The organism is Cellulomonas sp. P1_G12_2, assembly GCF_056405535.1.
Genome location: NZ_JBFUBX010000001.1, coordinates 672,979 through 695,202 on the forward strand (window position 1 = coordinate 672,979; position 22,224 = coordinate 695,202).

18 protein-coding genes are annotated in these 22,224 nt (G+C 73.6%); 14 read left to right on the forward strand and 4 right to left on the reverse strand.

Annotated elements, in window-relative coordinates; genetic code table 11:
- Positions 1-97: 97 nt before the first annotated feature.
- The 9 genes from AC1DXT_RS03285 (at position 98) to AC1DXT_RS03325 (ending at position 8,635) form a co-directional block, all read left to right on the forward strand.
- Entirely contained in the window at positions 98-1,606 is a 1,509-nt protein-coding gene (locus tag AC1DXT_RS03285) for a PH domain-containing protein (RefSeq protein WP_477060807.1), read from the forward strand.
- Complete coding sequence (locus AC1DXT_RS03290; RefSeq protein ID WP_477059933.1) at positions 1,603-2,580, forward strand: Rossmann-like and DUF2520 domain-containing protein; 978 nt, start codon at positions 1,603-1,605, stop codon at positions 2,578-2,580. Before AC1DXT_RS03285 ends, AC1DXT_RS03290 begins: the two co-directional genes overlap by 4 nt.
- Complete coding sequence (gene panC, locus AC1DXT_RS03295) at positions 2,577-3,482, forward strand: pantoate--beta-alanine ligase (protein WP_477059934.1); 906 nt, start codon at positions 2,577-2,579, stop codon at positions 3,480-3,482. Before AC1DXT_RS03290 ends, panC begins: the two co-directional genes overlap by 4 nt.
- Entirely contained in the window at positions 3,479-3,931 is a 453-nt protein-coding gene (gene panD, locus AC1DXT_RS03300; protein ID WP_477059935.1) for an aspartate 1-decarboxylase, read from the forward strand. Before panC ends, panD begins: the two co-directional genes overlap by 4 nt.
- On the forward strand, positions 3,928-5,622 hold the full coding sequence (locus AC1DXT_RS03305) for an L-aspartate oxidase (RefSeq protein ID WP_477059936.1): 1,695 nt from the start codon (positions 3,928-3,930) through the stop codon (positions 5,620-5,622). Before panD ends, AC1DXT_RS03305 begins: the two co-directional genes overlap by 4 nt.
- Before the next feature lie 4 nt (positions 5,623-5,626).
- A complete protein-coding gene (gene nadC / locus AC1DXT_RS03310; protein ID WP_477059937.1) occupies positions 5,627-6,520 on the forward strand; it encodes a carboxylating nicotinate-nucleotide diphosphorylase in 894 nt (297 codons plus the stop codon).
- A 9-nt stretch (positions 6,521-6,529) separates the two neighbouring features.
- Positions 6,530-8,050 (forward strand): lysine--tRNA ligase, encoded by a 1,521-nt coding sequence (lysS, locus tag AC1DXT_RS03315; RefSeq protein WP_477059938.1) that lies wholly within the window; start codon positions 6,530-6,532, stop codon positions 8,048-8,050.
- Positions 8,047-8,235, forward strand: coding sequence for a hypothetical protein (locus AC1DXT_RS03320; protein WP_056085743.1), 189 nt, complete (start codon positions 8,047-8,049; stop codon positions 8,233-8,235). The genes lysS and AC1DXT_RS03320 overlap by 4 nt, the downstream gene beginning before the upstream one ends.
- A 67-nt stretch (positions 8,236-8,302) precedes the next feature.
- The gene (locus tag AC1DXT_RS03325; RefSeq protein WP_477059939.1) at positions 8,303-8,635 is read left to right on the forward strand and encodes a histone-like nucleoid-structuring protein Lsr2; all 333 of its coding nucleotides are present in this window, start codon (positions 8,303-8,305) and stop codon (positions 8,633-8,635) included.
- A 54-nt stretch (positions 8,636-8,689) separates the two neighbouring features.
- Here AC1DXT_RS03325 and xylB read toward each other — a convergent pair whose 3' ends face one another.
- Positions 8,690-10,093, reverse strand: coding sequence for a xylulokinase (gene xylB / locus AC1DXT_RS03330; RefSeq protein WP_477059940.1), 1,404 nt, complete (start codon positions 10,091-10,093; stop codon positions 8,690-8,692).
- Between the two features lie 135 nt (positions 10,094-10,228).
- Positions 10,229-11,416: a xylose isomerase gene (xylA, locus tag AC1DXT_RS03335; RefSeq protein WP_477059941.1), complete on the reverse strand. Its 1,188-nt coding sequence runs from the start codon at positions 11,414-11,416 to the stop codon at positions 10,229-10,231.
- Between the two features lie 76 nt (positions 11,417-11,492).
- Here xylA and AC1DXT_RS03340 point away from each other — a divergent pair, with 76 nt between their 5' ends.
- On the forward strand, positions 11,493-12,701 hold the full coding sequence (locus tag AC1DXT_RS03340; protein ID WP_477059942.1) for an ROK family protein: 1,209 nt from the start codon (positions 11,493-11,495) through the stop codon (positions 12,699-12,701).
- A 55-nt stretch (positions 12,702-12,756) separates the two neighbouring features.
- Here the strand turns inward: AC1DXT_RS03340 and AC1DXT_RS03345 are convergent, their stop codons facing one another.
- The gene (locus AC1DXT_RS03345) at positions 12,757-12,903 is read right to left on the reverse strand and encodes a heme biosynthesis protein HemY (protein WP_477059943.1); all 147 of its coding nucleotides are present in this window, start codon (positions 12,901-12,903) and stop codon (positions 12,757-12,759) included.
- A 195-nt stretch (positions 12,904-13,098) separates the two neighbouring features.
- On the opposite strand from AC1DXT_RS03345, the gene AC1DXT_RS03350 reads away from it, so the two are divergent.
- Entirely contained in the window at positions 13,099-14,124 is a 1,026-nt protein-coding gene (locus tag AC1DXT_RS03350; RefSeq protein ID WP_477059944.1) for a lactonase family protein, read from the forward strand.
- A gap of 100 nt (positions 14,125-14,224) precedes the next feature.
- Here AC1DXT_RS03350 and AC1DXT_RS03355 read toward each other — a convergent pair whose 3' ends face one another.
- Positions 14,225-15,007, reverse strand: a complete 783-nt coding sequence (locus AC1DXT_RS03355) for a DUF899 family protein (protein ID WP_477059945.1) — start codon at positions 15,005-15,007, stop codon at positions 14,225-14,227.
- Between the two features lie 249 nt (positions 15,008-15,256).
- Between AC1DXT_RS03355 and AC1DXT_RS03360 the strand changes: the two genes are divergently transcribed.
- The 3 genes from AC1DXT_RS03360 (at position 15,257) to AC1DXT_RS03370 (ending at position 22,209) form a co-directional block, all read left to right on the forward strand.
- Entirely contained in the window at positions 15,257-20,335 is a 5,079-nt protein-coding gene (locus AC1DXT_RS03360) for a glycoside hydrolase family 3 N-terminal domain-containing protein (protein ID WP_477059946.1), read from the forward strand.
- 92 nt (positions 20,336-20,427) lie between these two features.
- Entirely contained in the window at positions 20,428-20,814 is a 387-nt protein-coding gene (locus AC1DXT_RS03365; RefSeq protein WP_477059947.1) for a hypothetical protein, read from the forward strand.
- 60 nt (positions 20,815-20,874) lie between these two features.
- Entirely contained in the window at positions 20,875-22,209 is a 1,335-nt protein-coding gene (locus tag AC1DXT_RS03370) for a glycosyltransferase (RefSeq protein WP_477059948.1), read from the forward strand.
- The last annotated feature ends 15 nt before the right edge of the window (positions 22,210-22,224 follow it).

The window sequence follows — 22,224 nt, forward strand, 5'->3', positions numbered from 1 at the left end:
CGCACCCGGTGCGCCCAGCGCACCCCGTACGCCCGGAGCGCCCGGTGCGCCGGACAGGGAGACCGAGAGCGTCGACGACGTCACCGGCTGGCGCCGGATGCACCCCGTCACCCCGGCGCTCAAGGGCTGGAAGGTCCTGGTCGCGGTGCTGGCCATCGGCTGGTTCCAGGTGGGCGAGAACATCGAGCAGGCGATCGACCTCCTGCACGGCACGGCGTTCCTGCTGCTGCTCGGCGGCATCCTGCTGATCGGTCTGATCGGCTTCGGCTACTCGGCGGTCGCGTGGCGCGTGACCCGGTTCGCGGTCACCGACGAGGCCGTGCACCTGCGCACCGGCATCCTGTTCCGGCAGCAGCGCCAGGCGCGGCTCGACCGGCTGCAGGCGGTCGACGTGGTGCAGCCGCTGCTCGCCCGGCTGGTCGGGCTGGCCGAGCTCAAGCTCGAGGTCGCCGGCGGCAGCGGGTCCGCGGTGTCGCTCGCGTTCCTGCGGGAGGCCGAGGCGGAGGCGCTGCGTGCGGAGCTGCTCGCGCTGGCCGCGGGGCTGCAGCGCCCGGGGGCGGTGCAGGTGGCCGACGCCGAGCAACCGACCGCGGGCGCGGCGGTGCCGCAGCCGTTCGACGTCGCCCCCGAGCGCCAGGTGTACGAGCTGCCGATGGGTCGGCTGGTCAAGGCCACGCTGCGGTCCGGCACGGTGCCGACGCTGCTGCTCATCGTGGCCGGTGCGATCGCGCTGAGCATCGCGTCCCGGGACATCAGCGCCGCGTTCGTGCTCGTCGCGCCCCTGTTCGGAGCGGTGACGTACGTGTGGAGCCGGATCAACCAGGGCGCCAACTTCCGCGCCGCGATCTCGCCCGACGGCATCCGCCTGCGGCACGGGCTGACCGAGGCGCGCGCCCAGACGGTGCCGCCCGGTCGCGTGCAGGCCATCCGCCTGCGGCAGGGGCCGCTTTGGCGCGGACCCGACTGGTGGCGTGTCGAGATCAACGTGGCGGGCTACGGCCAGAGCGACCAGCAGCAGCGGGACACCGTGCTGCACCCGGTGGCCACGCGCGGCGAGGCGATGACCGCGCTGTGGCTCGTCCTGCCGGACCTGGGGGTCGACGACCCGACGGCGCTCGTCGAGGCCGCGATGACCGGCAAGGACACGGACGGCGGGTTCACGGCCGCGCCGCGACGTGCGCGCTGGGTAGACCCCGTCGGCTGGCGCCGGCACGGTGTGCGCGTCACCGACCGTGCACTGGTCACGCGGTCGGGTCGGATCTGGCGCAGCGTCGACGTGGTGCCGCACGAGCGCACCCAGTCGCTCGGTCTCGCGCAGGGTCCGCTCCAGCGGCGGCTCGGGCTGGCGTCCTTCGTCCTGCACTCCACCCCCGGACCGGTGGCCCCGAGCGTCCAGCACCTCGACGCCGGCGTCGCGGCGGCCCTGCTCGACGAGCAGGCGGAGCGTGCGTGGACCGCCCGCGCGTCCGCCACGCCGGAGCAGTGGATGCGCGCCGTCGGTGSGCCGACACCGACGGACCACGACCCGGAGCCGACGACGCCGCCGCCGACCGAGGCGCAGGCCGATGCGCCCTCGACGACCGGTCCGGCCGGAGCGGGCGCGTGACCCCACCGGACCCGGCGGACCGCCCGGGTCGGCTCGGTGTCGGGGTCATCGGGACCGGCCGCGTCGGTGCGGTGCTGGGCAGCGCGCTGCGCGCCGCCGGTCACCCGGTGGTGGCGGTCTCCGCGATCTCGGAGGCGTCGCGCGAGCGCGCGTCGACACTCCTGCCGGGCATCCCGGTGCTCGACATCCCCGAGGTCGTCCGTCGCTCCGAGCTGGTGCTCCTCACGGTCCCCGACGACGCGCTCCCGGACCTGGTGCGCGGGCTGGCGGACCTCGGCGCGTGGCAGGTGGGCCAGATCGTCGTGCACACGTCGGGGCGGTTCGGCGTCGACGTGCTGGGCCCCGCCCGCGCGGCGGGGGTCATCCCGCTCGCGCTGCACCCGGCGATGACGTTCACGGGCACGTCCCTCGATCTCTCCCGGCTGGTCGGCTGCTCGTTCGCGGTCACCGCGCCGGCCCCGGTGCTGCCGATCGGGCAGGCGCTCGTCGTGGAGATCGGCGGCGAGCCGGTGGTGCTCGCCGAGGAGGCCCGCGGCCTCTATCACGCTGCCCTGGCGCACGGCGCGAACCACCTCGTCGTGCTCGTCGCGCAGGCCGCCCAGGCGCTGGCGGCGGCGGGCGTCGCGGACCCCGGCCGCATGCTCACCCCGCTGCTGGAGGCCGCGCTCGACGGCGCCCTGCGCGCGGAGTCGACCGACGGACCCGGCGCCATCACCGCGCTGACCGGTCCGGTGCGGCGCGGGGACGCGGGGACGGTCCGCGAGCACGGTGTGGCCCTGACCACGTTCGCCGCATCCACGGGGGCGGTCGACGTCGTCGCGGGATACCGTGCCCTGGCGCGCTCGGCAACCGGTCGCGCACTGGCGGCGGGCCTGATCTCGTCGGCCGCGGCACAGGAGCTGCTGGACGGCATCAACGAGGACGCCGGGACGTTGCAGGTGGACGACGGGCCGGACCCGCAGGAGGACGAATGACCACGCAGACCCAGACGCCGACCCTCGTGCACACGCGCGAGGAGCTGGCGGCGGCGCTCGCCGTGCAGGACGTGCAGGCTGTGCCTCGCACCGAGGGCCACGCGGGTACCGCGCACACCGCTCGGCCCTACCGCCGGGCGGTCGTCATGACCATGGGTGCCCTGCACGCCGGCCACCTCTCGCTGGTGTCCCGCGCACGCGAGCTCGCGGACGCCGTCGTCGTGACGATCTTCGTCAACCCGTTGCAGTTCTCACCGACGGAGGACCTCTCCCGGTACCCGCGTGACCTGCACCGCGACCTCGCGCTGCTCTCCGGGCCCGGCCTGCTCGGTCCGGACGACATCGTCTTCGCCCCCGGTCCCGAGGTCGTGTACCCGGACGGCGACCCGATCGTGCGCGTGAGCGCCGGGTCGATCGGGGACGTGCTCGAGGGTGTGAGCCGGCCGGGTCACCTCGACGGCGTGCTCACCGTGGTGCTCAAGCTCCTGCACCTGACGCGCCCGGAGGTCGCGCTGTTCGGCGCCAAGGACGCGCAGCAGCTGGCCGCGGTGCGGCGGATGGTCCGGGACCTCGACGTGCCGGTGACGGTGGTCGGGGCGCCGATCGTGCGCGACGAGGACGGGATCGCCCTGTCCAGCCGCAACGCCTACCTGAGCGACGACGAGCGCCGGCGCGCCCTCGGGCTGTCCCGGGCGCTGCACGCCCGGGGGACCGCCGACGAGATCCGCAAGCGTGCCCGCCTCGCGATGCAGGAGACCGAGGTCGACTACGTCGGACTGGTCGATCCGATGACCTTCACGGAGGTCTCCGACGACTTCGCCGGTGAGGCCCTGCTGCTCGTCGCGGCCACCGTCGGGTCCACGCGGCTCATCGACAACGCGGTCGTGCAGGTGGGCGCGTGACCTCCTTGGTGCGCACGATGATGACCGGCAAGATCCACCGCGCCACCGTCACGCAGGCGGACCTGCACTACGTCGGCTCGATCACCGTGGACGCGGACCTGCTCGCGGCGGCGGACGTGCTGCCGGGCCAGCAGGTGGACGTCGTGGACGTCACCAGCGGCGCGCGGCTGACCACCTACGCCATCGCGGGCGAGCCGGGCTCCGGGCAGGTCTGCATCAACGGTGCGGCCGCCCACCTGGTGCACCCCGGGGACGTCGTCATCCTCATCGCCTACGGGCAGCTGTCCGACGCGGAGGCCCGCACCTACGAGCCGCACGTCGTGCTCGTGGACGCCCAGAACCGGGTCGTCGAGGTCGGGGACGACCCCGGCCAGGTCCCGGACGGCTGGTCCGGGCTGGAACCGAGCGGTGTGCCGTTCGCGCAGGGACGTGCGATGGTCGGGCGGTGACCCGCCTCGCCACCCGCCTCGCCGCGCCCGAACCCGGCTGGACGGTGGAGGCCGACGCGGTCGTCGTCGGCTCCGGCATCGCCGGCCTGACCGCCGCGCTCGAGCTGCGCACCCGCGTGCCCCGCGTCCTGCTGGTCACCAAGGACATCCTCGCGTCGGGCTCCACCGTGTGGGCGCAGGGAGGCATCGCCGCCGCCCTGGACCCCTCTGACTCCCCGTCGGCCCACCTGCAGGACACGCTCGTCGCCGGTGCCGGCCTGTGCGACCCGCGGGCGGTCGAGGTGCTGGTCACCGAGGGTCCCGCGCGGGTGCGGGAGCTCGTCGCTCGCGGCGCGGTGTTCGACACCACCTCGGACGGCAGCATCTCGCTCACGCGCGAGGGCGGGCACCACGCCGACCGGATCGCGCACGCGGGCGGCGACGCCACGGGCGCGGAGATCTCCCGCGCGCTGGTCGCGCAGATCGAGGCCGTGCGTGAGGACCCGGGCATCGAGGTCATCGAGCACGCGCTCGTGCTGGACGTGCTCACGGGTCCGCCGGGACCGGACGGCACCCCCGGTCGCGCGTGCGGCGTCACGCTCCACGTCATCGGGGAGGGGCAGCGCGACGGCGTCGGCGCCGCCCTGGGTCGTGCGGTCGTGCTGGCCACCGGGGGCATCGGCCAGGTCTACCGCTCCTCGACCAACCCGGCGCAGGCGACCGGCGACGGCATCGCGGCGGCGCTGCGCGCGGGTGCGGTGCTGGGCGACGTCGAGTTCGTGCAGTTCCACCCCACGGTGCTCTGGCTCGGCTCGGGCGTGAAGGGTCAGCTGACGCTCGTCTCCGAGGCGGTGCGCGGTGAGGGTGCGCTCCTGCTGGACACCGACGGCGTCCGGTTCATGCCTGACGTGCACCCGATGGCGGAGCTCGCCCCCCGGGACGTCGTCGCGCACGCGATCGTGCGACGGATGGCCGCGACCGGGTCGGACCACGTGTGGCTGGACGCGCGGCACCTCGGCGACGACTTCCTGCGCGCGCGCTTCCCGACGATCAACGAGCGCCTGCTCGAGCACGGCATCGACATGACTACCGACCTGGTCCCGGTCGCACCCGCCCAGCACTACCACTCGGGCGGAGTCGTCACGGACCTGGTGGGGCGCACCAGCCTGCCCGGCCTGTACGCGGTCGGCGAGGTGGCCTGCACCGGGGTGCACGGCGCCAACCGGCTCGCGTCGAACTCGCTGCTCGAGGGCCTGGTGTTCGCCACCCGGGCCGCCCGGCACATCGCCGCGCAGGTGCACCAGGGCGCGCTCCCGCCGCTCACCCCGGTGCCCAGGCCCGGTGACGAGGCGCTGGTCGCTGCGGCGTCCCGTGCGCGGGTGCAGCGGATCGCGTCGGACGGACCGGGACCCCTGCGCTCCGGCGACGGGCTGCGCCGCGCCGTGGCCCAGCTCGCGGCGGTGCCCACCGACGCGCACCTGCGGACCGACGAGGGGCGCCGGCTGGCGGCTCCGCAGGTGGCCGAGTGGGAGACGACCAACGTGCACCAGGTGGCCACCGTGCTGACCGCGGCCGCGCTCGAGCGCGAGGAGAGCCGCGGCGGGCACGCGCGCAGCGACTTCCCCGACACGGAGCAGGCCTGGCAGGTCCGGCTGGAGCTGTCGCTCGACGCCGACGGCGACCTGGTCTCCCGACGCGCACAGATCGGCTGACGCCATGACCGCACTCGACCCCGCCTGGCTCGCCCGGACGGTCGCGATCGCCCTCGACGAGGACCTCGGCCCGGAGCCCGGCCGGGACGTCACCACGCAGTCGACGATCCCGCCGGACGCGGTCGGCGCCGCGGACCTCGTGGCCCGTCAGGACGGCGTGGTCGCCGGGCTGGTGGTGGTGCCCGAGGTCGTCGGCCAGGTCGCCGCCCGGCTCGGGCTGGCGGTGCCGACGGTGGACCAACGTGTGCAGGACGGCACCCGGGTGACCCGCGGTGACGTGCTGGCCGTGCTGCGCGGCCCCGTGCAGGTGCTCCTCGTCGCCGAGCGCACCCTGCTCAACCTCGCCTCGCGCGCGTCCGGCGTCGCCACCCACACCCGCCGGTGGGCCGACGCCCTGGACGGCACGGGCGCCCAGGTGCTCGACACCCGCAAGACGACCCCCGGCCTGCGCGCGCTGGAGAAGTACGCGGTGCGCTGCGGCGGCGGCACCAACAAGCGCATGGGCCTGTACGACGTCGCGATGGTCAAGGACAACCACGTGGTCGCCGCGGGCTCCGTCGCGGCGGCCGTCGCGGCCGTCCGGGAACGCTTCCCCGACGTGACCATCCAGGTGGAGGCGGACACCCTCGCGCAGGCCCTGGAGGCGATCGCCGCCGGCGCGCGGTTCCTGCTGCTCGACAACATGCCGACGCCGTTGCTCACCGAGGTGGTCGCGGCGGTGCGGGCCACGGGGGAGGCGGTCGAGCTCGAGGCCACCGGCAACCTCACGCTCGACCGCGCGCGGGAGGTGGCGGCGACGGGGGTCGACTACCTGTCGGTGGGCGGGCTCACGCACTCGTCGCCGATCCTGGACCTGGCCCTCGACCTGGAGCCCGGACCCACGGGACCGCGCCGGTAAGATCGCCCGGTGAGCGAGACGCCCCAGAGCACCCCTGCCCCCGACGACGCCCCCGAGCAGCTCCGGGTGCGGCGCGAGAAGCGGGATCGGATGCTCGCCGCAGGCATCGAGGCGTACCCGGTCGGCGTGCCGCGCACGCACACGATCGCGCAGGTCCGCGCGGAGCACCCCGAGCTCGAGCCGGGCCAGGAGACGGACGACGAGGTCGGTGTCGCCGGTCGCGTCGTGTTCGTCCGGATCGGCGGAAAGCTCTGCTTCGCCACGCTGCAGGACGGCGAGGGCAACCGGCTGCAGGCCATGTTCAGCCTGGCCGCCGTCGGTGAGGAGCGGCTCGCGGCGTTCAAGACCGACGTCGACCTGGGCGACCACCTGTTCGTGCACGGCCGCGTGATCGCGTCCCGCCGCGGCGAGCTGTCGGTGTTCGCCGACGAGTGGCAGATGGCGGCCAAGTCACTGCGCCCGCTGCCGAACCTCTACGAGGGTGTCGAGCTGTCCGAGGAGGCACGGGTCCGGCAGCGGTACGTCGACCTCATCGTGCGGCCGGCGGCGCGCGAGACCGCCCGCCAGCGCCCGGCGCTCATGCGCTCGCTGCGCGACAACTTCCACCGCCGCGACTTCATCGAGATCGAGACGCCGATGCTGCAGACGCAGCCCGGCGGCGCGTCCGCCCGGCCGTTCATCACGCACATGAACGCGTTCGACATGGACCTGTACCTGCGGATCGCGCCCGAGTTGTTCCTCAAGCGGGCGCTCGTCGGCGGCATCGAGCGGGTCTTCGAGATCAACCGGAACTTCCGCAACGAGGGCGCCGACTCCACGCACTCCCCGGAGTTCGCCATGCTCGAGGCGTACGAGTCCTACGGCGACTACGACACCATGGCCGCCCTGACGCGCGACCTCGTGCAGACCGCGGCGCAGGACGTGCTCGGCACCACCGTGGTCGTCCTGCCGGACGGCGAGGAGTACGAGCTGGGCGGCGAGTGGGCCGAGCTGACCATGTACGGGTCGCTGTCGGAGTCGCTGGGCGAGCAGATCACGCCGCAGACCGGGCTGGACGCGTTGCAGGTGTACGCCGACAAGCTCGGCATCGAGGTGGACCCGAAGCGGCTCAGCCACGGCAAGCTGGTGGAACAGCTGTGGGAGCACCAGGTGGGCGACCACCTCTTTGCGCCGACATTCGTGCGTGATTTCCCGGTCGAGACCAGCCCGCTCGTGCGTGATCACCGCAGCGTCGCCGGTGTCGTCGAGAAGTGGGACCTCTATGTGCGCGGGTTCGAGCTGGCGACCGGCTATTCCGAGCTCGTCGACCCGGTGATCCAGCGCAACCGCTTCGAGGCGCAGGCGTTGCTGGCGGCGGCTGGCGACGACGAGGCGATGCGCGTGGATGAGGACTTTCTCATGGCCGTGGAGTACGCGTTGCCGCCCGCCGGGGGCATCGGGCTCGGGATCGACCGCTTGCTCATGGCCCTCACCGGTCTGGGTATTCGCGAGACCATCCTGTTCCCGCTGGTGAAGCCGTTGCAGTCATGAACCCGCTGCTCACCGCCCTGGCGGCACTCCTGCCGTCCATCGGTGTCGGTCTGTTGTTCTGGTTCGCCATCCGCGCGCTCGTCAATGCGGACCGCACCGAACGGCAGGCAATGGCCAGAATGGATGCCGCGGAGCGTGACGCGGAATTGGCCGCGATGAAGAAGGAATCCCCGCCGACCGTTTGACGCCATAATGCGCCGATGCGATAGTGAACGCGACAGCATTCCCCGCATCTGTCAGACGGAGCACTCAATGGCGCAGAAGGTTCAGGTTCTGCTGGTCGACGACATCGACGGCGGAACTGCAGACGAGACCGTGACGTTCGGGCTCGACGGCGTCACGTATGAGATCGACCTGACCAGTGGTCACGCGAGCGAGCTGCGTGACGCATTTGCCCAGTGGGTCGGGCACGCACGCAAGGTCGGCGGTCGTTCCGCCGGAAGGTCGACGCCTGCTCGTGGGCGGCGTTCGTCGTCCGGTGACGCGCAGGCGATCCGCGAGTGGGCCAAGGAGCACGGGCACCACGTGTCCGAGCGTGGCCGCATCTCCGCGGAGGTCAAGGCCGCGTACGACGCAGCCCACTGATCGACGGTCGAGAGCCCGGCATCCCCCGATGCCGGGCTCTCGCCATGTCCGCACTCAGACGGGTCGCGTCCCGGTGAGCTCGCGCACCGCGGCGTACTGCTCGCGGATCCTCGGGACCGGGTCGCCGCGGTAGGCGGTCGCCTCGGAGGCCGAGGTCCAGGACGGCGGGGTCGCGCCGCCGGAGAGCACCCACGCGGCCTGGCGGGCGGCGCCGTCCGCCACGTACTCACCGGGCGTCGGGACCAGCACGTCGAGGCCGAGCACCGACGGCGCGATCTCGCGCACGGCGGCCGACTGCGCGCCGCCCCCGATGAGGAACAGCCGCTCGACGGCCACGCCCTGGGCATGCAGCGCGTCGATGCCGTCGGCGAGCGCGCAGAGCATGCCCTCGACGGCCGCGCGGGCCAGGTGCGCGGGGGTGGTGTTGGCCAGCCGCAGGCCGTGCAGGGCTCCCGTGGCGTCGGGCTTGTTCGGGGTGCGCTCGCCCTCCAGGTAGGGCACGAGGACGAGGCCGTCGGCCCCCGCCGGTGCGGAGAGGGCCAGCGCGGACAGCCCCGCGTGGTCGACGCCGAGCATCCGGGCGGCCGCGTCGAGCACGCGCGACGCGTTCAGGGTGCAAGCGAGCGGCAGGAAGGCCCCGGTGGCGTCGGCGAAGCCGGTGACCAGGCCGGAGCCGTCGGCCGTGGCGGTCGAGGCGATCGCGGAGACCACCCCGGAGGTACCGATGGACACGGCGACGTCGCCCGGCAGGAGGCCGAGCGCCAGGGCCGCGGCGGCGTTGTCACCGGCGCCGGGGCCGAGGATCGCGCCGCCCGTGGAACGGGGGCCGGCCTCCGACGGGCCGAGCACGCGCGGCACGAGGGCGTCGTGGCCCAGCGCGAGCTCGAGCAGGTCGTGGCGGTAGTCCTCGGTGGCGGGCGACCAGTAGCCGGTGCCGGAGGCGTCGGAGCGGTCGGTGACCAGGGCGTCGAGGCCGGTCGCGCCGGCCAGTCGCCAGGTCAGCCAGTCGTGGGGGAGCGCGACGGCGGCGACGCGTGCGGCGTTCTCGGGCTCGGCGTCCCGCAGCCAGCGCAGCTTGGTCACGGTCAGCGAGGCGACGGGCACGGAGCCGATGGCGTCGGCCCACGCCTGCGGTCCGCCGAGCTCCTCGATGAGGTCCAGAGCGGCGGGCGCGGAGCGGGTGTCGTTCCACAGGAGCGCGTCGCGGACCACCGCACCGTCCGCGTCGAGCGCGACCATCCCGTGCTGCTGACCGCCGACGGAGATCGCGTCGACGTCGTCGAGACCCCCCGCGCTGACGATCGCGGACTGGAGGGCGTCCCACCAGTACCAGGGTGCGACCTCCGTGCCGTCGGGGTGGGACGCGCGCCCGGTGCGCACCAGCGCGCCGGTGTCGGCGTCGCGCACGACGACCTTGCAGGACTGCGTCGACGAGTCGATGCCGGCGACGAGTGCCATGAGCTACCTCCAGGTGAACCCGCAACGTCCGAGCAGAGGGGTGCTCTGCCCGGACGCGGGAAGGAATGAGGTGCAACGTCCGAGCAGAGGTGGGTCAGAGGCCCACTCTGCTCGGACGTCGCGGGACGGGACAGGTCAGCGGGCGCCGATGGCGTGCTCGAGAGCCAGCTGGTTGAGGCGGACGAAGCCGAAGCCGCGGGCGGCCACCGCGTCGACGTCGAGCTCCTCGTAGGCGGACGGGTCGTTCAGGAGGTCGGACAGGGTCTCGCCCTCGGCCAGCGTCGGCTGCGAGAGCTCGAGCACACCGGACTCCTCGAGTGCGGCCTGCACCTCGGGGTCGGCCCGGAACGCCTGCGCGCGCTCCTTGAGCAGCAGGTAGGTGGACATGTTCGCGGCGGCCGAGTCCCAGACGCCCTTCATGTCCTCCGTGCGCGACGGCTTGTAGTCGAAGTGACGCGGGCCGTCGTAGCGGGGCCCGCCGGACGGGAAGCCGTTCTCGACGAGGTCCACGGTGGCGAACGCGGAGAACAGGTCGCCGTGGCCGAACACCAGGTCCTGGTCGTACTTGATGGACCGCTGGCCGTTGAGGTCGATGTGGAAGAGCTTCTCCGCCCACAGCGCCTGCGCGATGCCCGAGGTGTAGTTCAGGCCGGCCATCTGCTCGTGGCCCGTCTCCGGGTTGAGGCCGACGATGTCGCCGTGCTCGAGCTTGGCGATGAGCGCCAGCGCGTGCCCGACCGTGGGGAGCAGGATGTCGCCGCGGGGCTCGTTCGGCTTGGGCTCGATGGCGATGCGCAGCCCGTAGCCCTTCTCCTTGATGTACGCGGCGACGGTGTCGATGCCCTCGGCGTACCGGTCGTGCGCGGCGTTGAGGTCCTTGGCGGAGTCGTACTCCGCACCCTCACGGCCGCCCCACATGACGAACGTGTCGGCGCCCAGCTCGGCGGCGAGGTCGACGTTGCGGACCACCTTGCGCAGGCCGTAGCGGCGGACGCGGCGGTCGTTCGAGGTGAACGCCCCGTCCTTGAAGATCGGGTGGCTGAACGTGTTGGTGGTGACCATCTCGACCGTGATGCCGGTCTCGTCCAGGGCGCCCTTGAAGCGGGCCAGGATGCGGTCGCGCTCGGCGGCGTCGGAGCCGAAGGGCACCACGTCGTCGTCGTGGAACGTCACGTGCGCGGCGCCCAGCTCGGCCAGCTTGTGGACCGACTCCACGGGGTCCAGCCACGGGCGGCTGGCGGATCCGAACTGGTCCTGGGCGTTCCAGCCGACCGTCCAGAGGCCGAACGAGAACTTGTCTGCACGGGTGGGCTGCGGTGCCATCACACGTCTCCTCATCGAGATGATCGAATTTAGTTTGCCGGATGAATTTATCCCGTCCAGCCGGTAGGGTCAAGCCATGTCGATGTCCGAGCCCCGCGACCCGTCGCGCGTGGCCCGGCAGGCGCAGATGCGCGACCAGAACCTCGGGGTCGTCCTGCGGGGGATCGTCGACGCCGCCGAGCCGTTGTCGCGGGCCCAGCTCGCCGCGTCGGAGGACCTCGCGCGTGCCACGGTCTCGGGGCTGGTCGACCACCTCATCGAGGCGCGACTGGTCCGCGAGCTCGACCCCGCGCAGACCCAGCGCGCCGGCCGCCCCGCCGTCCCGCTCGCCCCCGCCAGGGGGACCGTCGCCGGGATCGGCATGGAGGTCAACGTCGACTACCTGGGCGTCCGCGCGCTCGACCTGGCCGGTGGCGTGCTGGCCGAGCACGTCGAGCTCGACGACCTGCGAGGGGTCGACGCCGCGCAGGTGCTGCACCGGCTCGCCGCGCTCGCGGAACCCGTGATCGAGGGGTTGCGGTCGGCGGGAGTGCGCGTCGCGGGCACGGTCCTGGCGCTGCCCGGGCTGGTGGACCGCGTGACGGGCCCGCTGCGGGTCGCCCCCAACCTCGGCTGGCGCGACGTCGACGTCGTCGGGGTCGTGTCCGCGCACCCGGCGCTGCACGCGTTCCCGCCGCGGGTGGCCAACGAGGCCAACCTCGCGGCGCGTGCCGAGGCCCACGCCCGCCGGGGGTCGCCGAGCTTCGCGTACGTCTCCGGCGAGGTCGGCATCGGTGGCGCCATCGTGCTGGACGGCGAGATCTTCCCGGGCCGGCACGGCTGGAGCGGCGAGATCGGGCACATCGTCGTCGACGCGTTCCGCGGTCCGCGGGTCTCCGACGGGAGCCTCGAGGCGCTGGCCGGCCAGGACGCCATGCTGCGCGCCGCGGGCCTGCCGTCGACCGCCGGGCTGGACGCCCTGCTCGACGCGCTGGCGGCCCGCGATGCCCGCGCGACGGCCGCCGTGGCGCAGGCCGCCCGGGCGCTCGGCGTCGCGCTCGCGTCGGTGGCCAACGTGGTCGACGTCGGCGAGGTGGTGCTCGGCGGCACCTTCGGCCAGCTGTTCGACCACGTGCACGACGAGGTCTCGGCCCGGCTCGACGAGCTGGTGATCTTCGCGCCCTGGTCGCCGCTGACCGTGTCGCCCGCCCGCGCCGGCCAGTACCCGGCGATGACCGGCGGCGCGCTCGCAGCCCTGGCCCGGGTGCTGGCCGACCCGGCGGAGTGGCTCCGCTCCCAGGCCTGAGCCGCAACGTCCGCACTCGTGCACCCTGGAACGCGACGAAGTGCGGACGTCCTGGTCAGCCCGCGTTGCGGAGCATGAACTCCGTCTCGGTGTCGCGGCCCATCGTCGGGTCGGGCGCTGCCACGGTCTCCACCATCGCGACGGTGTCCTCCAGCCGGATCTGCTCGGGGAGCACCCGGTACGGCGACTCGGCGTCGGTCATGCCCACCACCTCGATCGGTTCGGACGTCCTGCCCCGACTGTAGAGCGCGACGTCCGCACGACGGGTCGTCGGAACGCGCGGATGCGCGGACGCGCGACGTGGAGAGGTGCTGCGTCCGCGGATCCGGTCGTCGGCGCGCGCGAGTGTGCGGACGTCCGACGGGAGGGGCGTCGCGCGCCCGTAGGCTCCGTCACCGTGAGCGCGCAGCAGACACCCCTGTGGATCGGCACCTACCCCGCCGCCGGTGCGGGCACGCCCGTCGGTCAGGGGGAGGGGATCTGGCGCGTCGACCTCAACCTCGCCACGGGTGCGCTGGGCAGGGCGCACCAGGTCGTCGAGACGCCGTCGCCGAGCTTCCTCGCCCTGCACGGCACCGTCCTGTACGCCGCGAACGAGCAGGCGGACGGCACGGTCAGCGCGTTCGACGTCGTCGGCGAGACCCTCGTGCACCGCGCCACGGTCCCGTCGGGGGGTGCCGACCCCTGCCACCTGCTGCTCGACGACGACGGTCGCACGCTCTTCGTCGCCAACTACACGTCGGGCACGCTCGCCGTCCTGCCGCTCGACGCGGACGGCGGCTTCAGCGTTCTCGGCCCGGACCAGGTGTTCGGGCACACCGGCTCGGGTCCCGACGAGGACCGGCAGGAGTCGCCGCACGCCCACTTCGTCGCGCTCGACCCCGGCGGCGCGTTCGTGCTGGTGGTGGACCTGGGCACCGACGAGATCCGGCGGTACCGGCGCGTCGACGGGCGCCTGGTCGAGGACGGGATCGCGGCCGCGCTCCCCGCGGGCACCGGACCGCGGCACCTGACGTTCAGCGCGGACGGGCGGTTCGCGTACGTCGTCGGCGAGCTGGACGTGACCGTGCGGGTGCTCGCGTGGGAGGCGGGCAGCGGGAGCCTCGTGCAGACCCTGCCGGCCACGACGGTGCCGGCAGCGGAGCGTCGGCTGCCGTCGCACGTCGTCCGGGACGGTGACCGGCTGCTGGTCGGCGTGCGGACGTCGGACGTGCTCGCCCGGTTCGTCATCGGCGGCGACGGCCTGCTCGAGCCCGTGGCCGACGACGAGCTGCCGGGAGCGTGGCCGCGGCACTTCGAGGTCGTCGACGGCTGGACGGTCGTCGCCGAGCAGGTGCCCGGCGGGCTGAGCACGCTGGCCGCCGACGGCTCCGTGGTCGGCACCATCGACCTGCCGGCACCGACCTGCGTCCTGCCCGCGTAGCGCCTGCGAGATCGAGGGTTCGGCACGAGACCGTCGGTTCGCACCCACGATCTGGCGCCGAACCCTCGATCTCACCGGTCCGTCGGGGGCGCCGAACCCGTCAGTGGTGGTGGCCCAGCCGGCCCAGCGTCTGCTCGGGTGTCGCGCCGGGGCGGGTCCACTGGGGCGCGGGTCGACTGGTCGGGCCCACGTCCGGGTGTCGGTCCATGCCCGTGCGCCAGTACCAGCACGGGTCGTGCCCACCGGGCCAGCCGTCGGGGGTGTCCTCCCAGGCCTCGCCGCGGCCGTAGGGCGTCCGGTCGAGGAGGCCGAAGGGCCCGGTGACCGCCTCGACGCCCCGGCCGGTCGTGGAGTACGTGAGGAAGACGCGGTCGCCGTCGCGCAGGAAGCAGGTGAACGACCCCATGTCGTCACCGATCGGCGGCGCGACGTCGCGGACCGAGTACCAGGGCTGCGTGTAGCCCATGAAGTCGATGTAGGGAGCCACCTCGTCCCACGGGCCGGTGGTCACGATGGCGAAGGAGACGCCGCGCGCGTTGAGGTAGACGGCGTCCCGCAGGTGCCAGGCCGAGACGGTACAACCCTCGCACTGGCCCTGGTGCGGGGCTCCGTCGTGCCACATGTGCTTGTAGACCATGAGCTCGTCGCGGCCGTGGAAGAGGTCCCGGAAGGGCACCGGGCCGGCGGGCCCGACGACCGGGGTCGTCCCGTCGAGCTCCACCATCGGCAACCGTCGACGGGCTGCGGCGAGCGCGTCGCTCTCGCGCGTGTGGGCCTTCTCGCGGACGAGCAGGCGGTCGCTGGCCGCCTGCCAGGTGGCCTGGTCGACGATGGCGGGGAGTCTGGGAGCGGTGGCAGGGGGATCGACGGGCGTGGTCGTCATGGTGTCCTCCGAGGTCTCGAGCCGGGTCTCGTCACCCGACACCTGATGACGTCGACGGGCGCGGATTCTCGACATGACGTTCGCACGAATTGCCCGTTATCGAATCGTGATCTTCTCGACTTACCGCCCTGTAAGTGCTTGTGGTTGTCTGGCGGCAGCCGACCGTGACGGCAGGGCAACGACGCGCTGACCGGACCCGGACGGAAGTGGCTGCGCAACGGAGCCCGGCCACGTCACGAGGGAGTGACCGTGCGTCGTGCCGACCGCCTGAACACCGTCCCCGCGAGCCTCGCCGCCCTGGCGCTCGTCGTCCCGCTCGCCCTCGTCGGGCTCGCGACGCCCGCGGCCGCGGCGCCCGGTGACCTCGCGCGTACCGGCACCGCGACGGCGTCCCAGTTCCAGTCCGACCAGGACGGCACGTTCCCGCCGGACGCGGCGATCGACGGCGACCCGGCCACCCGCTGGGCCAGCGGCAACGGCCCGGACGAGGACGTGCCGTTCACGCAGTGGGTCCAGGTGGACCTCGGTGCAGAGGCGTCCGTCGACCACGTCGTCCTGGCGTGGGAGGCCGCGTTCGCCGCGGGGTACGAGGTCCAGGTGGCGACGACCGCACCCGACGACCCGGCGTCGTGGACGTCGGTGCACTCCGAGACGGCCGGCGACGGTGGCACGGACGACGTCACGTTCGCGGCGACCGGCGCCCGCTACGTCCGGGTCCAGATGACCCAGCGGACCAGCTTCACCTGGGACCCGTCCCGCCTGCACTGGTACGGATACTCGCTGTTCTCCCTCGAGGTGTACGGCACGCCGACGCAGGTCGCCGCAGCCTTCGCCGGTTCGGGCACCACCGTCCCGGCCGGCACCGACGCGGTCGTCCCGGTCATCCTGGCGGTCGCCGCCGCGACCGACACCACCGTCCGCGTGCAGTCCACCGGCGGCACGGGCGTGGCCGGCACCGACTACACCGCGGTCGACCAGACGCTCACCTTCCCGGCAGGCACCACCGAGGCGAGCGTCACCGTGCCGACGGTCGACCACGGCCCTCTCGGTCAGGTGCGCACGGTCGAGCTGACCCTGTCCGAGCCGTCCGCGGGCCTCGTCCTCGGCGGCCGCACGACGAGCACCGTCACCATCACCCCGCACGGCGACCTGCCCGACGTCGGCGGCGTCACCGTGCTCGACGACTACGAGTCCGGCGTCCCGGCCGGGTACACCACCTGGGGCATCAGCGCGCCGGTCACCCCGGTGCTGAGCACCGGCACCGTGGACCGCGGCGGGAACGGCCTGATCGCCACTGTCGGCGGCACCCCCGCCGCCGGCGACTGGTTCGGCTTCACGCACGACATCCCCGCCACCGACTGGTCCGCGCACGACGGCTTCACGTTCTGGTTCCTGGGCACCGGCAACGGCGGGCTGCTCCGGTACGAGCTGAAGAGCAACGGCCAGCTCTTCGAGCGCTCGGTCACCGACGACACCGCGGGCTGGCGCCAGGTCAGCGTGGCGTTCTCGCAGCTGCGGCTCAAGGGCAACCCGGCGTCCGACGCCCGCTTCGACCCGACGGCGAGCACCGGGTTCGCGGTCACCCTGACCGACCTGGGTGCGGGCGCGTGGACGTTCGACGACCTGGGCCTGTACGACCGGGTGAGCATGATCGAGGACGCCGAGGGCGACGTCCCGCTCGCCGCGCCCGGCACCACGGTCGGCATCTTCACGTGGGGCTCCGCCCCCGACCTGGTCAGCCTGGGCGTCACCGAGCAGGAGCGCGACGGTGCCCCGGCGGGCAACCACGTGCTGTCCGGCGACTACCTGATCCCGTCCGGCGGGTGGGGTGGCTTCAGCCAGAACCTCGCCGCGGGCCAGGACTGGAGCTCGTTCCGGGGCATCCGGCTGGCCTGGTACGCGTCGCAGCCGACGCGACCCGCGAGCCCGACCGCGGGCGACGACATCAAGGTCGAGCTCAAGGACGGCGGCCCGGACGGCGAGCACTCGGAGCTGTGGGCGGCCACGTTCAAGGACAACTGGTCCAGCGACGGCAGCCGCTGGAAGATCGTCGACCTGCCCTTCTCGGCGTTCACCCTCGGCGGCTACCAGCCGGGCGACGCTGCCACGCGCAACGGCACCCTCGACCTCACGTCCGCGTGGGGCTACGCGCTGACCATGGTTCCGGGCACGGCCACGTCGGTCTCCTGGGCGGTCGACGACGTCCAGCTCTACGGCTCGGCGGTCCCCGCACCGACGGCGACGATCACCAGCCAGGACGTCGTCCTCGTCGACCCCGGCGCGACCGCGCAGGTCCCGGTGGTCCTCACGACGACGGACGGGCAGCCGCTCGCCGCGGACGTGACCGTCGAGTACGCGAACGGCGCCGGCACCGCCGTGGCCGGCACCCACTACGACGCGTTCGCCGGCACGCTCACGTTCCCCGCCGGCACCGCCACCGGGGCCACCCAGACGATCGACGTGGTCACCCACGCGACCGCCGCGACCGACGACGCCCGCACGCTGGCGGTCGACCTGACGGCCACGGGAGCGGTCGTCGGCACGAGCCCGAAGATCGTCCTCAACGCAGTCGGTGCCGCCTATCTCGACCCCAGCGCGAGCACGGCGGACCGCGTCGAGGACCTGCTGGGCCGGATGACGCTCGCGGAGAAGATCGGCCAGATGACCCAGGCCGAGCGCCTGGGTCTGCAGTCGCCCGCGCAGATCGCCGACCTCGGCCTGGGGTCGGTCCTCTCCGGCGGCGGGTCGGTGCCGACGCAGAACACCCCGGCCGGCTGGGCGGACATGGTCGACGGGTTCCAGCGGCAGGCGCTGTCCACGCGTCTGCAGATCCCGCTGATCTACGGCGTCGACGCCGTGCACGGCCACAACAACGTGGTGGGCGCGACGATCTTCCCGCACAACTCCGGGCTGGGAGCCGCGCGCGACGCGGACCTGCTCGAGCAGGTCGAGCGGACCACCGCGCAGGAGGTGCGGGCCACCGGCGTCCCGTGGACGTTCGCCTCGTGCCTGTGCGTGACCCGCGACGAGCGCTGGGGCCGCAGCTACGAGTCGTTCGGTGAGGACCCGGCGCTCGTCGCGGCGATGGCGGGTGCAGCGGTCGTCGGGCTCCAGGGCGCCGACCCGAGTGACCTCTCGGGTCCCGACAAGGTGCTGGCGACCGCCAAGCACTGGGTCGGCGACGGCGGCACCACCTACGACCCGGCGCTCGCGGGCACCGGCTACCCGATCGACCAGGGCATCACGCACGTCGACAGCCTCGACGCGCTGCGGCGCCTGCACGTCGACCCGTACGTGCCGGCCATCGAGGCGGGCGTCGGCTCGATCATGCCCTCGTACTCGGCGGTCTCGGTCGCGGGCGCGGACCCGATCCGGATGCACGAGTACGGGGCGCTGAACACCGACCTGCTCAAGGGCGAGCTGGGCTTCGACGGCTTCCTCATCAGCGACTGGGAGGGCATCGACAAGCTGCCCGGCGGCACCTACGCCGACAAGGCCGCTCGCTCGGTGAACTCCGGGCTCGACATGGCGATGGCGCCCTACAACTTCGGCGCGTTCATCACCGCGATCACCGCCAAGGTGGGCTCCGGGGACGTGTCGCAGGAGCGGGTCGACGACGCCGTCCGGCGGATCCTCACGCAGAAGTTCGCCCTCGGGCTGTTCGACGCCCCGTTCGCCGACCGGTCGCTTGCCGGGGACGTCGGGTCCGCTGCGCACCGGGCGGTGGCCCGCGAGGCGGCCGCGAAGTCGCAGGTGCTGCTCAAGAACGCGGACGACCTGCTGCCCCTGGCCGCCGACACCAAGGTCTACGTGGCCGGGTCCAACGCGGACGACCTGGGCAACCAGGCGGGCGGCTGGACCATCTCCTGGCAGGGCGGCTCGGGCGACATCACGCCGGGCACGTCGATCCTGGAGGGCATCCAGGCGGCAGCCCCGGCCGTGACGTACTCGAAGGACGCCTCGGCGCCGGTCGGGGACGCGCAGGTGGGCATCGTCGTCGTCGGCGAGACGCCCTACGCCGAGGGGCAGGGCGACGTCGGCAACAGCGGCAAGTCCCTGAGCCTGAGCGCGGCGGACCGCTCCGCGATCGACACGGTCTGCGGCGCGCTGCCGTGCGTCGTGCTCGTCGTGTCGGGACGTCCTCAGCTGGTCACCGACCAGCTGGGCGCCATCGACGCGCTGGTGGCCTCGTGGCTGCCGGGCACCGAGGGCGCGGGCGTCGCGGACGTCCTGTTCGGCACCCGGCCCTTCACCGGACGCCTCCCCGTCAGCTGGCCGGTCACGGCGGACCAGGTGCCGGTCAACGTCGGCGACGACGTCTACGCGCCGCTGTACCCGTACGGCTGGGGCCTGCGCACGGACGCGCAGCGCGACCGGCTGACCGCGCTGGTCGCCACCCTGCCCGCGGGCGACGCGCAGGACGCCGTCCAGGCCGTGCTCGACGCGCCGATCTGGGACGGGTCGGCACTCGACCCGGCGCGCACGGGGCAGGCGGTCCGCCTGCTGTTCGCCGCGGCGGAGGAGCTGAACGGCACCGACCGCGACACCGCGACCGCTGCGGGGATCGTCGTCTCGCTCGTGCGCGACCTCGCCCAGGAGGCCTCCGGTCCCGACGACGCCGCTGCACCCGACTCCGCTGACGCGGCCCTGACCGCCGACGCCGAGCACGCGCTGATGTCCGGCGACGCGAGCGGCGCGGTCGACCTCCTGGCCGACGTTCTCGGCGTCTCGACCGCCCCGCCCGTCGCGTCGACCACGAGCCTGTCGCTGTCGTCGTCGGTGAAGGTCTTCGGCAACCCGGTGACCGCACGCGTGACGGTGCGCGCTCCCGGCGGCTCGCCGACCGGGTCCGTGCAGGTGCTCGTGGACGGTACGTCGGTGGCCACCGTGCCGCTCGCGGCGGACGGCACCGCGACGGTCCGGCTCGCCGCGAACCTCAGCACGGGCCGCCACGCGATCACGGCCGTCTACGGGGGCGCGCCGGCGGCCGACCCGCCGGTGGCCGGCTCGACGTCGGCGGCCGCGACCCTCTGGGTGACCCGGGCCCTGCCCACGGTCCGCACGGACGGCACCGACTGGACGGTGCGCCGGTCCGACCCCAAGCAGGTGCACGTCCAGGTGGCCGGTGTCGCGGGGGTCACCCCGACCGGCACGGTCGACGTCTGGGTCAACGGCTCCCGCAAGGGCTCCGCCACCCTGGACGCCCGGGGCACCGCGGTCGTGACGCTGCCCGTCGGGACCCGGACCTCGCTCGTCCTCGTCACCTACGGCGGCGACCCGACCTACCTGCCGTGGATCGGCTCTCCCCACCTTCTGGTGGTGAGGTGACCCCTAACGGGTGACAACGGACCAAAGTCCTTCAGCACCTGCCGGATCTTGTCGATCCTCTCCTCGTCGACGACGAACGAGGAGGTCCCGCGATGCGCAACGGCTTTGACATCTACCGGGTCGGTCCGGACCGGAACCACCAGGAGCCCCAGAGCCCGTGGGGCTGGACCCCGCGTCGTGGCGAGGTGCCCACCGGTGAGACCGTCGTGCAGGACCACGACTTCACGCTGACCTACACGGGCAACGACCCGCAGCTGGCCGCCGCGTTCGCCCGCGGTGCCCGGCTCAAGGAGATCGTCACCCTGTGGCCCGAGCTCGCGTTCTACCCCTCGACGGCGGGCGGCTTCCTCCCGGACGGGAACATCTTCCCGATCCGCGGCGACTACAAGCCGCCGAGCGGGCTCAGCAACCTGCGCTCGAAGCTCAACTCGCGTCGCTCGTCGGGCGCGCACGCGGCAGAGGTCACCGCCCAGCCGTGAGGTGAGGTCCGGCTCCGTGCGTGAGAATGGGTGCAGACCCGTCCCCCGACAGGAGCGCCCGTGACCCTCGAGCACGCCCCGCGCGTCGCCATGCTCTCGGTGCACACGTCCCCGCTCGAGCAGCCGGGGACGGGTGACGCCGGCGGGATGAACGTCTACGTCCTCGAGCTGTCCCGCGCGCTGGCCGCTCGCGGTGCCCGTGTCGAGATCTTCACGCGAGCGACGTCCTCGGACCAGGCCGAGACCGTGCTGCTGCCCGGCGCCGACGCGCTCGGACGTCCCCTCGTCGGTGACGCCGCCCGCGCGGTGCTGCTCGCCGACGAGGTGGGCCCCGGCGTGACGCCGCCGATCCTGGTGCACCACGTGCCTGCCGGCCCGTTCGAGCGGCTGGACAAGAACGACCTGCCGGGCGTCCTGTGCGGGATGGCCGCCGGGGTCCTGCGCTGGGAGGCCGCGCGCCGGCCCGGCTGGTACGACGTCGTGCACTCCCACTACTGGCTGTCCGGGCAGGTCGGCCAGATCGCCGCGGACCGCTGGGAGGTGCCGCTGGTGCACACCGCGCACACCCTCGCGCGCGTCAAGAACGCGTCCCTGGCACCGGGCGACACCCCCGAGCCGACCGCGCGGGTGGTCGGGGAGGAGCAGCTCGCGGCCGAGGCGGACGCGCTGGTAGCCAGCACCCCGGTCGAGGCCGAGGAGCTGGTCGAGCTGTACGGCGCCGACCCCGACCGCGTGCACGTGGTGGAGCCGGGTGTGGACCTGGACCGGTTCGTGCCGGGCGACCAGGCGACGGCCCGCCGCGAGCTCGGGCTGCCGGCCGACCGCCAGATCGTCCTGTTCGCCGGGCGCGTGCAGGCCCTCAAGGCCCCGGACGTGCTGGTCAGCGCCCTGGGCGTCCTGCGCGAGACCGGCCGGCCGGTTCCCCTGCTCGTCGTGCTCGGTGGCCCGTCCGGTCGCTCCAGCGCGGTGCGCGAGCTCCAGGCGCTCGCGGCCATGACGGGGGTGGCCGACGACGTCGTCGTGCACCCGCCCGCCGACCGCGACACCCTTGCGCGCTGGTACCACGCGGCCGACGTGGTCGCGATGCCGTCGCGCAGCGAGTCGTTCGGGCTCGTGGCCGCCGAGGCCCAGGCCAGCGGGGTGCCGGTCATCGCCGCGTGCGTCGGCGGGCTGCGCACGATCGTCGACCACGACGTGTCCGGCCGCCTGGTCCGCGGCCACGACCCGGCGGTGTGGGCCGACGTGATCTCGGACGTGCTGCACTCCACCGAGGACCGCGCGCGGTACGCCGTCGGCGCCCGCCGGGTGGCCGAGCGGTTCGGCTGGGAGACCACCGCGGACCAGATGCTCAAGGTCTACTCGGTGGCCGGCGAGGTCCGGGCGTCCCGCGTCTGAGGGTCGGACGTCCCA